The 15,258-nt window shown below is 42.5% G+C and carries 9 protein-coding genes; 5 read left to right on the plus strand and 4 right to left on the minus strand.

Going from position 1 to position 15,258, the window contains the following annotated elements; translation table 11 throughout:
• Positions 1-41: 41 nt before the first annotated feature.
• Both HMPREF9009_RS06405 and HMPREF9009_RS06410 read right to left on the minus strand, forming a co-directional pair.
• Entirely contained in the window at positions 42-737 is a 696-nt protein-coding gene (locus tag HMPREF9009_RS06405; RefSeq protein WP_004305057.1) for an LrgB family protein, read from the minus strand.
• Positions 734-1,177: a CidA/LrgA family protein gene (locus tag HMPREF9009_RS06410; protein WP_008024417.1), complete on the minus strand. Its 444-nt coding sequence runs from the start codon at positions 1,175-1,177 to the stop codon at positions 734-736. The genes HMPREF9009_RS06405 and HMPREF9009_RS06410 overlap by 4 nt, the downstream gene beginning before the upstream one ends.
• A 197-nt stretch (positions 1,178-1,374) precedes the next feature.
• On the opposite strand from HMPREF9009_RS06410, the gene pta reads away from it, so the two are divergent.
• From pta to HMPREF9009_RS06425, 3 genes are all read left to right on the plus strand, one after another.
• Positions 1,375-2,394 (plus strand): phosphate acetyltransferase, encoded by a 1,020-nt coding sequence (gene pta, locus HMPREF9009_RS06415; protein WP_049701749.1) that lies wholly within the window; start codon positions 1,375-1,377, stop codon positions 2,392-2,394.
• A gap of 39 nt (positions 2,395-2,433) precedes the next feature.
• The gene (locus HMPREF9009_RS06420) at positions 2,434-3,633 is read left to right on the plus strand and encodes an acetate kinase (RefSeq protein WP_004305054.1); all 1,200 of its coding nucleotides are present in this window, start codon (positions 2,434-2,436) and stop codon (positions 3,631-3,633) included.
• Between the two features lie 101 nt (positions 3,634-3,734).
• Entirely contained in the window at positions 3,735-4,724 is a 990-nt protein-coding gene (locus tag HMPREF9009_RS06425; RefSeq protein ID WP_008024423.1) for a glycosyltransferase family 2 protein, read from the plus strand.
• A gap of 123 nt (positions 4,725-4,847) precedes the next feature.
• On the opposite strand, the gene HMPREF9009_RS06430 is transcribed toward HMPREF9009_RS06425, so the two are convergent.
• Positions 4,848-6,863, minus strand: coding sequence for a family 20 glycosylhydrolase (locus HMPREF9009_RS06430; RefSeq protein WP_008024428.1), 2,016 nt, complete (start codon positions 6,861-6,863; stop codon positions 4,848-4,850).
• Positions 6,864-7,007: 144 nt separating this feature from the next.
• Here HMPREF9009_RS06430 and radC point away from each other — a divergent pair, with 144 nt between their 5' ends.
• On the plus strand, positions 7,008-7,703 hold the full coding sequence (gene radC / locus HMPREF9009_RS06435; RefSeq protein ID WP_004299741.1) for a RadC family protein: 696 nt from the start codon (positions 7,008-7,010) through the stop codon (positions 7,701-7,703).
• 33 nt (positions 7,704-7,736) lie between these two features.
• Here the strand turns inward: radC and HMPREF9009_RS06440 are convergent, their stop codons facing one another.
• The gene (locus HMPREF9009_RS06440) at positions 7,737-11,672 is read right to left on the minus strand and encodes a hybrid sensor histidine kinase/response regulator transcription factor (protein ID WP_083444151.1); all 3,936 of its coding nucleotides are present in this window, start codon (positions 11,670-11,672) and stop codon (positions 7,737-7,739) included.
• Positions 11,673-11,929: 257 nt separating this feature from the next.
• Here HMPREF9009_RS06440 and HMPREF9009_RS06450 point away from each other — a divergent pair, with 257 nt between their 5' ends.
• The gene (locus tag HMPREF9009_RS06450) at positions 11,930-15,256 is read left to right on the plus strand and encodes a SusC/RagA family TonB-linked outer membrane protein (RefSeq protein ID WP_049701750.1); all 3,327 of its coding nucleotides are present in this window, start codon (positions 11,930-11,932) and stop codon (positions 15,254-15,256) included.
• Positions 15,257-15,258 lie beyond the last annotated feature (2 nt).

Here is a 15,258-nt window from a genome sequence, read left to right on the forward strand (position 1 = left end):
GTTTAACTCTTTATATAACGGAAAATCAAGAGATTTTGTTTTTACAAGACACCTAATAATCGAAGGATCGTAGGTGTGAGTAGTGCAGTGAAGATTCCATTCAGTGTCAGTCCCAGACTGGCGTATGCTCCATATTTGCTGCTGATATCCATTGCGGTGGAAGTTCCGACAGCATGAGCGGCTGTCCCCATCGAAAGCCCTTGAGCGATCGGACTGCCTACACGCATGATTTTCATGGTCTTAAAACCACAGATTGCTCCTAATAAACCAACTGCCACAACAACTGCCGCCGTCAGTGACGGAATACCGCCAATGGCTTTGGTTACTTCCATCGCAATCGGAGTCGTAACCGATTTGGGAGCGAGTGACAGGATTACTTCTTGGGAAGCTCCCATAAACTTCGCAATCAGCACTACTGAAATAACTCCGACAATGCAGCCTGCCAGTTGAGACAGAAGGATTGGCAATAACTGCTTTTTTATCATCTCCAATTGAAGATATAAAGGTACGCCTAAAGCAACAACAGCCGGGCGAAGCCAGAACTCGATCAGATGTCCTCCTTTATTATAGGTCTCGTATGAGATATTTGTCATTTTAAGGAAGATGATTAATAGGGCGATGGTCAGCAATATAGGATTTAATAATACCAGTCCTGTTTTCTTCTGAAGCAATTTGGCAAAGAAGAAAATCCCGAAGGTGATAGCCAACAGAAAGAAATTATTCTCTAAGAAGCTCATTTGTCTTTATTCGTTAAGTTGATTTTATCTTTAAGGTGCAGTTTCTCCGACAGATGGAAATCCGTCAGGTGAAGTTTGCGCGCCAGCTTAATCTGACGTGCCAGCCTGAACTTGCGGACGATTTGGTGCACCCATCCCGTAACGACAAGTACAAGCGCGGTGCTGACAATGGTCGCTGTCACTATCGGCCAGAACTCTGCCGCAATAACATCAAAGTACAGCATAAGAGCCACACCGGGCGGAACGAAAAAGAATCCTAAGTTGGCAACCAGAAAGTCGGACAATCCCTGTACCCAGTGTAGTTTAATCCAACCTAATTTTAAAAAGAGGGTGAGCAGCAGCATACCGATGATGCTGGAGGGGAGCTTGATACCCGTAAGATAAACTATTAATTCACCCAAAGCCAAACAGCCAAATAAAATGGCGCACTGACGTATCATATACTAATAACCTATTGATTTTGTTTGAAAACACTGCAAAGGTATGAAAAATAGGAGTACAGTGTTAAATATTATAATATTTTAGACTTGGGAGAGAAAAATAGCCGAAATTGTAATGTGGATATTGCAAAATTGAGTACTTTTGCACCGCAAATTACAAATTGTAAGGACGTTTTATAATAATATTCAATATATCTATGCTCAATTTAATCAACCAAATCGTGGCGCGTGCGAAAGCAAATCGCCAACGTATTGTTCTTCCGGAAGGAACTGAAGAACGCACATTGAAAGCTGCCAATATGATTTTGACAGACGAAGTAGCCGATCTAATTTTACTGGGTAAACCGGCAGAAATTAATGAACTTGCTACAAAATGGGGATTGGGAAACATCGGTAAAGCTACTATCATTGATCCTGAAACTTCTCCGAAACACGAAGAATATGCGCAGTTATTGTGTGAACTTCGTAAAAAGAAGGGGATGACTATCGAAGAAGCCCGCAAGTTAACGAATGATCCTTTATTCTTTGGTTGTTTAATGATGAAGAATGGTGACGCTGACGGTCAGTTGGCTGGTGCCCGCAACACTACTGGTAATGTATTGCGTCCTGCTTTGCAGATTATCAAGACTGCTCCGGGAATCACTTGCGTATCTGGTGCTATGTTGCTCCTGACTCATGCTCCCGAATATGGAAAGAATGGAATTTTGGTCATGGGTGATGTGGCCGTAACCCCGGTTCCTGATGCTAATCAATTGGCGCAGATTGCAGTTTGTACAGCGCAGACTGCCAAGGCGGTTGCCGGTATTGAAAATCCGAAAGTAGCTCTGTTGAGCTTTTCAACCAAGGGTTCCGCTAAACACGAAGTAGTGGATAAAGTGGTAGAAGCTACTAAGATTGCAAAAGAGATGGCTCCTACTCTTGATTTGGATGGTGAAATGCAGGCTGACGCTGCTCTTGTACCGGAAGTGGGTGCTAGCAAAGCGCCGGGTTCTCCAGTAGCCGGAGAAGCAAATGTGCTGATCGTTCCAAGTTTGGAAGTTGGTAATATTTCTTATAAATTAGTTCAACGTCTGGGACATGCTGACGCTGTTGGTCCGATTCTTCAGGGTATTGCCTGTCCGGTAAACGACTTGTCTCGTGGTTGTTCTATCGAAGATGTATATCGCATGATTGCTATCACAGCTAATCAGGCCATTGCAGCAAAAGCGAATAAATAAGTATTAGATATAAACTATTAAGTATAAATCGACAACGACATGAAGATTCTGGTATTGAACTGCGGAAGTTCATCTATTAAATATAAATTGTTCGATATGACCACCAAAGAGGTGATTGCACAAGGTGGTATCGAAAAAATCGGTCTGAAAGGATCATTCTTGAAACTTACTTTGCCGAATGGTGAAAAGAAAATATTGGAGAAAGATATTCCTGAACATACAGTAGGAGTAGAGTTTATCCTGAACACGCTGATTAATCCTGAATACGGCGCTATTAAATCTTTGGATGAGATCAATGCAGTAGGTCACCGTATGGTACACGGAGGCGAGCGTTTCAGCGAATCTGTATTGCTGAACAAGGAAGTGCTGGAAGCTTTCGCTGCTTGCAATGACTTGGCTCCGCTTCACAATCCTGCTAACTTGAAAGGGGTAAATGCAGTTTCTGCTATTCTTCCTAACATTCCGCAGGTAGGTGTATTCGATACGGCTTTCCATCAGACAATGCCGGATTATGCTTACATGTATGCTATTCCTCACGAACTGTATGAAAAGTATGGTGTACGTCGTTATGGCTTCCACGGAACTTCTCATCGTTATGTGTCAAAACGTGTATGTGAATTCTTGGGTGTAAATCCGGTAGGACAGAAAATTATCACTTGCCACATTGGTAACGGTGGTTCTATCGCTGCTATCAAAGATGGTAAATGTATGGATACTACTATGGGCTTGACTCCATTGGAAGGCTTGATGATGGGTACTCGTAGCGGTGATATTGATGCCGGTGCAGTAACATTTATCATGGAAAAAGAAGGCTTGAACACAACCGGTGTTTCCAATCTGTTGAACAAGAAGAGCGGTGTACTGGGCATTTCGGGTGTATCAAGCGATATGCGTGAACTCTTGGCTGCTTGTGCGGCTGGCAATGAGAAAGCTATCCTTGCAGAGAAGATGTACTATTACCGTATTAAGAAATATATCGGTGCTTATGCTGCTGCATTGGGCGGTGTGGATATTATCCTGTTTACTGGTGGTGTAGGTGAGAACCAGATGGAATGTCGTCGTGAAGTTTGTAAGGATATGGAATTCATGGGTATCGAACTTGATAACGAAGTAAATGCTAAGGTTCGCGGTGAAGAAGCAATCATTTCTACTCCTGCTTCTAAAGTGAAAGTAGTAGTGATCCCAACAGACGAAGAACTGTTGATCGCATCGGATACAATGGATATCCTGAATAAGTAATAATTTTATTGCTGATATACAAAAAAAAGATGGACTCGATTTCGAGTCCATCTTTTTTTTGTCTTACTTTGCATATCAAATAGTTATATCCCGTTTTTGATATGCGTTACTCCGTCATAATTCCCGTTTATAATCGTCCCGATGAAGTGGATGAATTATTGCAAAGTCTTACTGTACAACACTTTAAGGGTTTTGAGGTTGTTGTTGTTGAAGATGGTTCTTCCATTCCCTGTAAAGGAGTAGTAGACCGGTATGCAGATCGGTTGAATATAAAATATTTCTCTAAACCCAATTCCGGTCCGGGACAAACCCGTAATTACGGAGCAGAACGTAGCGAAGGCGAATACCTTATTATATTGGATTCTGATGTCATCCTTCCCGAAGGCTACTTCGATGCGGTAGAGAAGGAGCTCACCACTTCTCCTGCCGATGCTTTTGGTGGCCCCGACCGTGCACACGATTCTTTCACTGATATTCAGAAGGCAATTAACTATTCCATGACCTCTTTCTTCACGACCGGAGGTATCCGTGGCGGAAAAAAGAAGATGGACAAATTCTATCCCCGTAGTTTTAATATGGGAGTTCGCCGGGCAGTGTACGAGGCTTTGGGAGGTTTTTCAAAGATGCGTTTTGGGGAGGATATTGATTTCAGTATCCGTATCTTTAAGAATGGGTACACTTGTCGTCTTTTTCCTGATGCCTGGGTATATCATAAACGTCGGACTGACTTGAAAAAATTCTTCAAGCAGGTGCATAACTCCGGCATTGCCCGTATTAATCTTTATAAGAAATATCCGGATTCTCTGAAACTGGTGCATTTGCTTCCAGCCGTATTTACATTGGGAGTGGCGCTTCTATTATTAGGAAGCCCCTTCTGCCTCTTCAGTTTCACGCCTATCATTCTCTATGCATTACTCGTATGCATTGATTCTACTATTCAGAATAAAAGTCTGTCTATTGGCGTTTATTCCATTGCCGCCGCATTTATACAGCTTATCGGCTATGGTACAGGCTTTTGGCGCGCATGGTGGCAGCGTTGTATCAGAGGGAAGGATGAGTTTGAGGCTTTCCAAAAGAATTTTTATAAGTAATCCATTTTTTATTTGCCTATTACCATTCCTATTTTTGTTTAAAAGGAATGTTGTCTGACACCCGGGTGTCAGACAAGTTATACTTTCATGGAAAAAAAGTAATGGATGCAATCGAAGAAATTTTTATAGGCTATATCTTTTTTCATTTAGTGGAGTGCAAATCACATTTCTTATTCTTCCCTTAAACCCCAGCAATTTGTCGCCTATCTGTTTCAATGGGAAGATAAGTGTTTCCTGATACCAAATGCTGTCTTTACGCAGGCTTTTCTGATTGTAAACTACACCGATTCGTCCTTCCAAACGTTCTTGTAGCTCTCCGTTTATGTAAAGTGAGGTCCCTTTGGCATCTCCCTCTACACGAACCTTTGTCCATTTTTCCACAGGCAAACGATAGGAATGGAAGATGAATTCATAGCCGTCGCGCGAGAATGCGAATTTACCCGTATTTTGCCAGTTCGCGGTGAAAACAGAATGGGGACCTTTGAATAAGACCGCATTGATATTGGGCTTTGGATCTGCGTAGATTTCAAATTCCACACTATATGGATAACCGATTTCGGGTATAGAGGTAAGAACCGAGTCGTTACCTTGCAGGATAATTTCCTGGCCGGAAAGCGTTAGGTCTTTTCTGTCATCTATGCTGGCCTGTAGATTTACGCCCGGTGCTTCCGGTGTTGTCCTGCACCACGTTTCGAAGGTTTCAAACGGTATGTTTCTTGTGTTTTCTCCTTTCCAAAGTTTCTCGCTCATAACCTGCATGGCAGGAAAGGTGCGTATATGTACATCCTGTTGGCTGATTCCATTTCCGACACGGTCGTTCCATACAGCAAACATGGCTCCTAATAAATTAGTAGACTGCTCTATCATTTCTCCCTCTTGCATCATTCGTGGTGACCAACTCTCATATATCCATTGATGATCCAGAAAGTTATGGTAGTAATTCACGGCTGGTACGATATATAGAAATGCATCGCATGTATTAATCGCTTTGGCTCCTTCCTGCAGTGCGGTTTCTAAGTCTAGCCAGCTATAATTCCATGCATTGACCGTTTTTCCTTTCAGATTTACGGGGGTATTTCCTTTCATGTGTTTCAGACTTCCCCATAATCGCGGATTTTTTCCATATTTGGTGATATACTTCAGATAGTATTCAGTGAAATAGCGGAATTGTTCCGCTTCTTTGAGGTTGTACTCATCAGTGCCGATATGTACGTCCGGTCCGACAAATATCGGGTGATCTCCCGAGAGATATTCGTCAAACAAAGTATCAAGGAAATCATATACCTCTTTTTTATAGAGGTCGAGATGATCCATACCATATTCTTTTTTGTCGGCTGCCAGTATCGGATTGTAATGAGTGAAAGCGAGTGAGTGTGCCGGAACATCAATTTCTGGGATGATATTGATTCCATATCGTGCGGCCATTTGCTGGAAGTTGCGGAATTCTTCTTTGGTGTAGGAACCATCTTTGGATGTGAGTCCCGGAAAACGGTCGCTTTCCAATCTGAAGGCGGCGTATGTTTTGTTCCAGTCATTATCGAAAAACTCAACGAAACCATTATCATTCAGATGTATTTGCAGTTCATTCATTTTATAGAACGAGAGAATTTTTACGTAATCCTGCAAATAGTCCATTGTGAAAAATTTCCTGGCTACGTCAATCATCAGTCCGCGGTGAGCATACTGCGGATAATCCAATGCTTTTCCTTTCATGAGTCCAAAAGGCTGGTTATGGATCATTTGCAACAGTGTGCGAGTTCCCCAGAATACTCCTTTTACGGTGGAGGCTTCGATGGTTACATGGTTGCGTATATCCAGTTCATAGCTTTCTTCTCCCAATGATGAAGGCGATTTTTTCACTGACAGATAGATAGAATGATTTTTCGGTTTTCCGGAGGTTACCTGATAATTCCAGCCGAACATATCTTTTAAGTCTTTTGCCATTATTTCCGCAGTTTCTTTCAACAGGCTTTCTGCTTCCGGAGCGATTATAATCTTTCCTGTTTCCGGTAGTGTCAGTTTGCCTTTTGCCCCATTCCAATGTTGTAAGGAGGGAATCACCTGCGGGATATCCGTTTGAGCGTATACTGTCATTCCTAATAGTAGTAAGATGGATAAGATGCTTATTCTCTTTTTCATATTTATTAGATGTTTATATATTAATCTTGATAGCGCAAAACTACGATATTTGGAAGTAAAGGGATTCTAAAAATAGACTTATAGCTTCCAAAATTCATTTTTTCAGTTATATAGGAGTATCTTTGTGACTTAATTTGATTAATAATGGAAAGTAAACACAAACTATCCATCAACCAGTGGGCACTGGAAGACCGCCCACGGGAAAAAATGATGGAGAAGGGAGCAGCCGCATTGAGTGATGCCGAACTACTCGCTATATTGATTGGCTCCGGAAATACGGAAGAAAGTGCTGTCGAATTGATGAGACGCCTGCTCCTGTCTTGTGATAACAATCTGAATTCATTGGCAAAATGGGAAGTGTGTGACTATTCCTCTTTCAAAGGTATGGGACCCGCAAAGAGCATTACAGTGATGGCAGCCTTGGAATTAGGCAAACGAAGAAAGCTGCAAGAAACCAAAGAGAGACTTCGAATCACTTGCTCAAAAGATATCTATGATATTTTCCAACCGATCATGTGTGACTTGGAACAGGAAGAATTCTGGGTGCTCCTATTGAACCAGGCAACCAAACTAATTGATAAGGTACGTATAAGTACTGGTGGCATAGACGGAACTTATACCGATGTGCGCACCATTCTCCGGGAAGCATTGCTGCAAAGAGCTACACAAATCGCGGTGGTGCATAACCATCCTTCGGGAAATATTCATCCCAGCCAACCGGACAGGAGTTTGACAGAGCATATCCATAAAGCGGCGGAAACGATGAATATCCGTCTGATAGATCACGTCATCGTTTGTGAAGACGGATTTTTCAGCTTTGCAGATGAGGGCCTACTCTAATTAGTAATACTACCTTATTTAAGTGAGAATATCTTATTTATTCTCACTCCTGCATTCATTTTTATACTGCGTGGGCGTCAAGCCTGTGTACTGTTTGAATGCAGTACTGAAATAACGTAAAGTAGTGAAACCTATCTGATCTGATATTTCAGTAAATGTCAGATCGGTGGTTTTTATCAGAGTAATGGCTTGCTCCAACCTGAATTTGTTGATATAGTCATTTGCCCCCATATCGGTGATAGCCTTCAACTTGTTGTAAAGAGATGTTTTACTCATTCCGATCTCTCTGCAGATAAAAGGAATATCTAAAGACGGATTGCTGATATTCTCGGAAATGAGCTTGTTAAACTTTAACAAGAACGTTTCATCCGCCTGGCTGAAAGTACTCTCCAGCGGTTGAGGGAAGTTGCCTATATGTTGATAGTGCTCTTTCGTTTGCTCCCGGTTGTATAGCCGGTTCTGTATAATCTTAACAAGAGTGTCTATCTCAAAAGGTTTTCCCAGATAAGCGTCCGCCCCGATTTTATACCCATACAGTCGGCTCTGTTCATCATTGCGTGCCGTGAGCAGAATCACAGGAATATGACTGATGCCGATATTCTCTTTTACCGCTTTGCACAGTTCGTATCCATTCATAACCGGCATCATCACATCGCTCACTATAATATCCGGAACTTGCTTTTGCGCTATTTCGAAAGCTTCCCGGCCATCATGTGCTATATAAATTGCTTTGAATAAGGATTTCAATTCTTTGGAGAGGAAATCTGTCAGGTTATGATTGTCGTCTACCAATAGCACTGTGTAATTCTGCGTAGAGAAGTCGAGTGTCTCGGGAGCGTTGATCTCATGATCTACGTCCGGTGTAATCAATTCATTGATGTAAGGTTTCGGCTGGCAGATGACTTCGCCCGACTCCAATCCCAAAGGTAAGTCGAAGAAGAAAGTGGCTCCTCCCGCTTCGTTGTTCATGGCTCCGATTTTACCTTTATGCAATTCCACCAGCATCTTGGCGTATGAAAGTCCGACTCCGCTACCGCCAATTTCCTGCTTGCCTTGATAGAAACGGATGAATACTTTCTCCATGTCTTCCTCTTGCATACCTTCTCCCTGATCCAAAACGGAAACACGGACGTATGAGTCATTTTTGCTGGTACGGATAGTGACGGTTGTGTTTTTAGGACTGTGTTTCAGTGCGTTCGTCAATAAGTTTGTGACTACGATTGTACACATACCCTTGTCAAATACCACCTCTTTTATGCTGTCGTCGAGCTGATAATCTATTTGCACTTCCTGGGCAGCTCCCTCGTCCGTAAAATCGGCACCAATCTCCTTTATCCATGAGTTAAATGGATAGGCTTGGAGTTTCAACTTGGTTTCTCCTACTTCCATCTTACGTACGTCCAGCACCATGTTGATAAGATCTTTCATCCGTTGAGCCTGTTTATGTATATTCTTCAACGGTGGATAAATGGCATCTGTAGAAGGAAGTGTCTTTAATATGCGGCTTAGCGGGGCATATATGAGTGTGAGCGGAGTTCGCAGTTCATGGCTGATATTAATCAGAAAACGAACTTTTTCTTCATACACATTCTGCTCGTGTTCTTTCATCATCCATTTCATCTTGTTTTCTTTGCGTCGAAGCAGAACGAAAACAATTTGTACCACAATGCCTATGCAAGCAATGATGCAGAGAGAAACGAACCACCAGCTTCTGTACCAGGGTGGCAGTACGTTTAATGTGAAAAGAAACTGGGGAGTTGTTTCATTTCCTTCCTGTGTGTTACAGCTCACCATGATGGGATAACTTCCCGGAGCAAGAGATGGGATCATCAATTCAGGGTTGTAGCCTTCGGTTTTAAGGTCTCCCATTTGGAAATGATAGACTTTGAGCCGGAGAATGTCCGCACCATAAGTCATGACACGGATCTTAATGTTTTTACTGTTCCAGGGGATGGATATCTTGTCTTGATTGAGCTGATACATCCTGTTCTCTCCGTTTATGGTCAGTTCGGCAAGGCGTATTTCTGGAGAGTCACTACTCTTTTCTATTTGAGTGTCTGCATTGATACATAGTAAGCCTTTTACACCTCCCATATAGATGTTGCCTTTGGGGGAAATGAGACGGGGCTCGGCCAAGTATTCATTGGGGGAAATTCCATCCGCTTCTCCGAACCATACAAAACGTTTGGTATCGGTGAGCCATATAAAGAGTTTCTGTTCAGCTCCTATCCACACTTTCCCTTTATTGTCGCATAACACGGTATTTACTTCATTAAATAAGGTGGTAGGAATTCTTTCGAATTTGCGGGTATCAGGGTGATAGGTGTACAGGCCACGGGTGCCTGCAATCCAGAATACGCCCTTGTCATCCCTGGATACAGCATTGAAGAATCCCTGTGGAGCACTTGCAAATATCTCCACTGTGTCTTTTTTACGATCCAGTCTATATATATTATAAGGATCGTTCAGGTAAATGGCAGTGGAATCATATCCAATGGAACTCAACAAGCCTTTTATTTTCACTTCTTTGGCACAAGGGACAGGAGTGAGTTGCCGGGTGGAAGTATGGTAGCGGTAAGGAGGCGAACTTAATATTAAGATCGAATTGGGAGTATCCCGGTATAAGTTGATTGGCTGTCCGCTATAGCGGATGTGATGCTCTAATGAAGGGCTCATAATAGCGAAAGGACGCTTCTTTCCTGTCTTTTTATCGAATATGAAGATACCTTTGGAAAAGGCAGATACTAACAATTCGTTGGGTGTGAAGCCGGTGATGGAGACCATCTTGTCTCCCCAAGTGTCGGGATAGTGCACAAATGTTTCTGTAGAAGGAATGAATTTATTGATACCTCCTCCGTCCATAGCGATCCAGAGTTCTTCGGAAGCCGGTTCCTGATATAGTTGTAATACCGTACTTTGACTTAATCCTTTGTTGTGCCCTAACACAACATTAGTGTAAGTTCTCATGGATACTTCACGAATGTTGATAACCCCTTCACGTTTACTTCCCGCCCATATATTTCCGGCAGAGTCGCTATGCAGGCAGAGTATTGTATTTGTGGGAAGGGAATGATTATCTCCGGAGATATGTTCGAGTACGGTAATATTGCCGGTTGTGGGATCGAGGATATTGATACCTCCCCCGTCTGTTCCCATCCATATTTTTTGTTTGAATTCGGTCATGCACAATACGATGTCACTGCTCAAACGGGAGTTTTGAGTGGTATAGCTGGCTATCAATTTTCCCTGGGCGGAGAAACACTTGACGCCATTGTTGTAGGTTGACAGCCATATTCTTTGTTGGGAGTCTATGATGATTCCTACGTTGTCGTTCCCGTATTGGAAAGGAAATGGGGTTATCTCGAAATTCTTGAGGTTCATTTGCAGTATTCCCTGTTGCCAGCTTAGACACAATATGGTATCGGGTTTCCACATTTGTATGGATCGTATAATGAACGGCTCGTCGGTCTTGAATTCCCGTATGAGAGAAATCGTGTTGGTGGCATAAGAATATTTATATATCTTGTTGATCCCTCCGAACAGAAGCCCGTCTGCTATTTTGCAGATCGATTTGGCAATGATGGGCTGATTATTTAGTTTGGGGATAAAGAAGTTGTCGTGAATAAGAGAATAACGGGCGATTCCTGTGGTGGTCAGTATCCAGGTTGTCTGCTGATTATCTTCAATAATTTGCAGGATACTGTCGTTAGGCAGGGAATTTTCATTATCAGGTTGTGCGGTGTACTTTTTGAGTTCCGTTCCATCAAATCTGATTAGTCCTGTCGGAGTACCGATCCAGATGAATCCCTTTTGTTCGGTATAGATACAGCTGATGATAGACGGCATTCCGTTTTGGGAACCAATCAGTTTAAAGTCGTAATGGTTACCTATACTTATTGCTGGAAATGTGCCTACGATAAGAAAAGCCAGTAAGCAGAAAAAGTGTTTTATCCAAATACTTTTTTTCATCAGTCAAGATTATTAAGGGGAGATTAGTGAAACAAAAGTATGATTAATTCCGCTAAAACAAAAGAAATATTTCCAAAAACCGCCACAAAGACGTTCAAAAACGGAATATGGATGTTTTTGGAAACATTTTGGCGATTTTATGAACTCGCCATTCTGCCAATCAATCTATTTTTGTGGTGTATTTCAATGCCGGATAGTGTGGGCTATTGGCAAATGGAACTCAAAAAAACTTTTAGTATTAACTTTAATATAATGTTATGAAGAAAATGCAGATTAGGATGCAACTGGTGTGTCTCTTTTCAATGCTTTTACTGTTCTTCCCTGTGGAGCTCTTTGCTCAACAGGGCACTATCACTGGTAAGGTGGTAGACGAACGTGGCGAGTCCGTAATCGGAGCAACCGTTATGGTGAAAGGTTCTACTGATGGTACCATTACCGATTTGGATGGAAACTTTAAAATTAACGGTAAAGTAGGTACAACGATAACTGTCAACTATGTGGGCTATGCTCCTTTGGAAGTGAAAATCACTAAGCTAACAGGAAATCGGTTCGTGATGAAGGAAGACTCCAAAACTTTAGATGAAGTGGTGGTAGTCGGTATGGGAACACAGAAACGTAATACTATTACAGCGGCTGTAGCAACAGTTAATGCGGATGCAATCGCTACCCGTCCTGTGACGGATGTAACCAGCGCCTTACAAGGTAATGTGGCTGGTTTGAACTTTGCTTCGGATGCTTCTGAAAGCGGTACCGGTGGTGAAGTTGGCGGAGAAATCAAATTTAATATTCGCGGTATCGGTTCTATTAATGGTGGAGAGCCTTATGTATTGGTGGATGGTGTGGAACAGAGCTTGCAGAATGTAAATCCTGCCGATATAGAAAGTATCAGTGTATTGAAAGATGCTTCTGCAGCAGCCGTGTATGGTGCTCGTGCTGCGTATGGTGTGGTGTTAGTAACGACCAAGAGCGGTAAACAGGATAAAGCCCGGGTGACTTATCGCGGTTCTGTGGGTATGAGTGCACCTATCAACATGCCCGAGATGATGAACTCTGTAGAGTTTGCCAATTATAAAAATGCGTACCGTTCGGCAATTGGTGAGTCTCCATACTTCTCACAGGAGACTATTGATTTGATGAATCAGTTTTTGCAGAACCCCTATGGTGAAGGTCTGCCCGGTATTACCGCCAATCAGGAGAATACCGGTTGGCGTGGCGGTGAATCGCAGTATGCCAATACCGACTGGTTTGATTATTTCTATAAAAACAAATCTTTGCGTCATTCACACAATCTAAGTATCTCCGGTGGATCGGACAAAGTGACTTATTATGTCGGTCTGGGTTATACTTACCAGGGTGGTTTGCTGGATCGTGTAGAAGACTCTCTGGATAAATACAACGTGAATACCAAATTTCAGATCAAGCCGAATGACTGGTTGAAGTTTAACTTCAATAACAATATCACGTTGAATCTGATTTCCCGCCCGCTCCCCGATATGTCTATTCTTTATCATCAGATAGCTCGTTCGCAGCCTAATATGGTGACTGAAGTTCCTATTTCCGGGCTTTATAATCTTCCTTCATGGAATGAAGCTTTGTATCTGGACAATGTGGGCTATTCGCAGAACCGCATTTCTGATGCCATGACTTTTGCAGCTACTGTTACGCCTCTGAAAGGCTGGGACATTATCGGAGAGATGAAAGTTCGTTTTGATGTGCAGAATGATGAATTCTTGCAGAAGCAGCCCCGTACCACACGGCCCGACGGAACCATAGAGAATGTTACCGCTCCCCGGCAGGGATATTCTTATCCCGGTATCGAATATTCGAATTCTTTGTGGGGATCAATGACTCGTGGAAATCAATTCAACTATTATTTGTCTCCCAGTGTGTCGTCTTCATATACGAATCAATGGGGTGACCATTTCTTTAAGGCAATGGCCGGTTTCCAGATGGAAGTGCAGCAAAACTCAAGCATGTATGCGTATAAAGACGGAGTGATGAGCGATGATACATTCTCTTTTGACAATGCAAACGGAAAAGCCTATAATAGTGAAGCGCGTGACCATTGGGCAACCATGGGATTCTATACCCGTTTGAACTGGAACTACCAGAATGTCTATTTTCTGGAATTTAGCGGACGTTATGATGGTTCGTCACGTTTCGCTTCCGGCAATCGTTGGGGATTTTTCCCTTCTTTCTCTGCCGGTTATGACATTGCCCGTACCGACTACTTCAAGCAATGGAGCTTGCCTGTTTCACAGTTGAAAGTGCGTTTGTCTTACGGACGTTTAGGCAATCAGAATGGAGCCGGACTATATGATTATCTGAACTTCATGACATTGAGACCGGACTATTCAAATGCATGGTTGCTTTCCGGTGTCACTTCGGCTACTCCGGTACGTGGTACAGTCGCTTTAACACCTTCTATGGTAAGCCCGTACATTACATGGGAAAAAGTGGATAATGCCAACTTAGGTTTCGACCTGACTTTGCTTAACAATCGTTTGACGATTACGGCGGATATTTACCAACGTACGACCAAAGACATGATTGGCCCGGCTGAAGCAATTCCTGATATTGGCGGTATTGCTGTTGACCAACGTGCTAAAGTAAATAATGCAACACTACGTAACCGTGGATGGGAATTGTCGGTTAACTGGTCTGACCAGCTGAAGAATGGTTTCAGTTATGGAATCGGTTTCAATATCTTTGACTACAAAGCAGTGGTAACCAAATACAATAATCCGGAAGGATTGATTTATAACAACCACACCGGTCTGGTTCGTAACAAAGGTTATTACCAGGGAATGGATTTAGGTGAAATCTGGGGATATGAAGCAAATGATCTGTTTCTCACCAACCAGGAAGTGGATGAATATCTGAGAGGAGTAGACATGTCTTTCTTCAAACCGAATAAGGATTGGCAACGTGGTGATTTGAAATATATCGATTCGAACGGTGATGGTAAAATTGATCCGGGTTCGGGTACATTGAAAGATCACGGTGATTTGAAAATTATCGGTAATACGACTCCTCGTTACTCCTTCGGTCTGAACTTACATGCCGGTTATAAAGGTTTTGAAGTTTCCGCATTGTTCCAGGGAGTCATGAAACGTGATTTCCCGATGGCTGCAAGTACTTATCTGTTTAGCGGTGATTCCAACTTCTTTAAAGAACATTTGGATTATTATAATGTGTACAACCCGGGGGCTTACCTGCCGCGTCTGACAAAACCCGACAGTCCTGAATATAATGCGAACGTAGGTTACAACACTTCACGTTATTTATTGAACGCAGCTTATATGCGACTCAAAAACTTGATGATTTCTTATAACTTCCAGCCTAAACTGGTTAAGAAGATGGGATTGGAGAACTTGAAAGTGTATTTCACTTGTGATAATCTCTTCACGATTGACAATTTGCCGGACGTATTCGATCCTGAAACCTTGAATCAGGTAAATACATGGGCTGGGGGTAGTAACGAAACTGCTCCGGGATTGACTTCCCCAATGAAGCAAAATGGTAACGGAAAGGTATATCCGTTGAATAAAAACTACGTATTTGGTATTGAATTTACCTTTTAAAC

It is taken from the genome of Bacteroides sp. 3_1_13, from assembly GCF_001185845.1.
In the GTDB taxonomy this organism is placed as follows: domain Bacteria; phylum Bacteroidota; class Bacteroidia; order Bacteroidales; family Bacteroidaceae; genus Bacteroides; species Bacteroides xylanisolvens.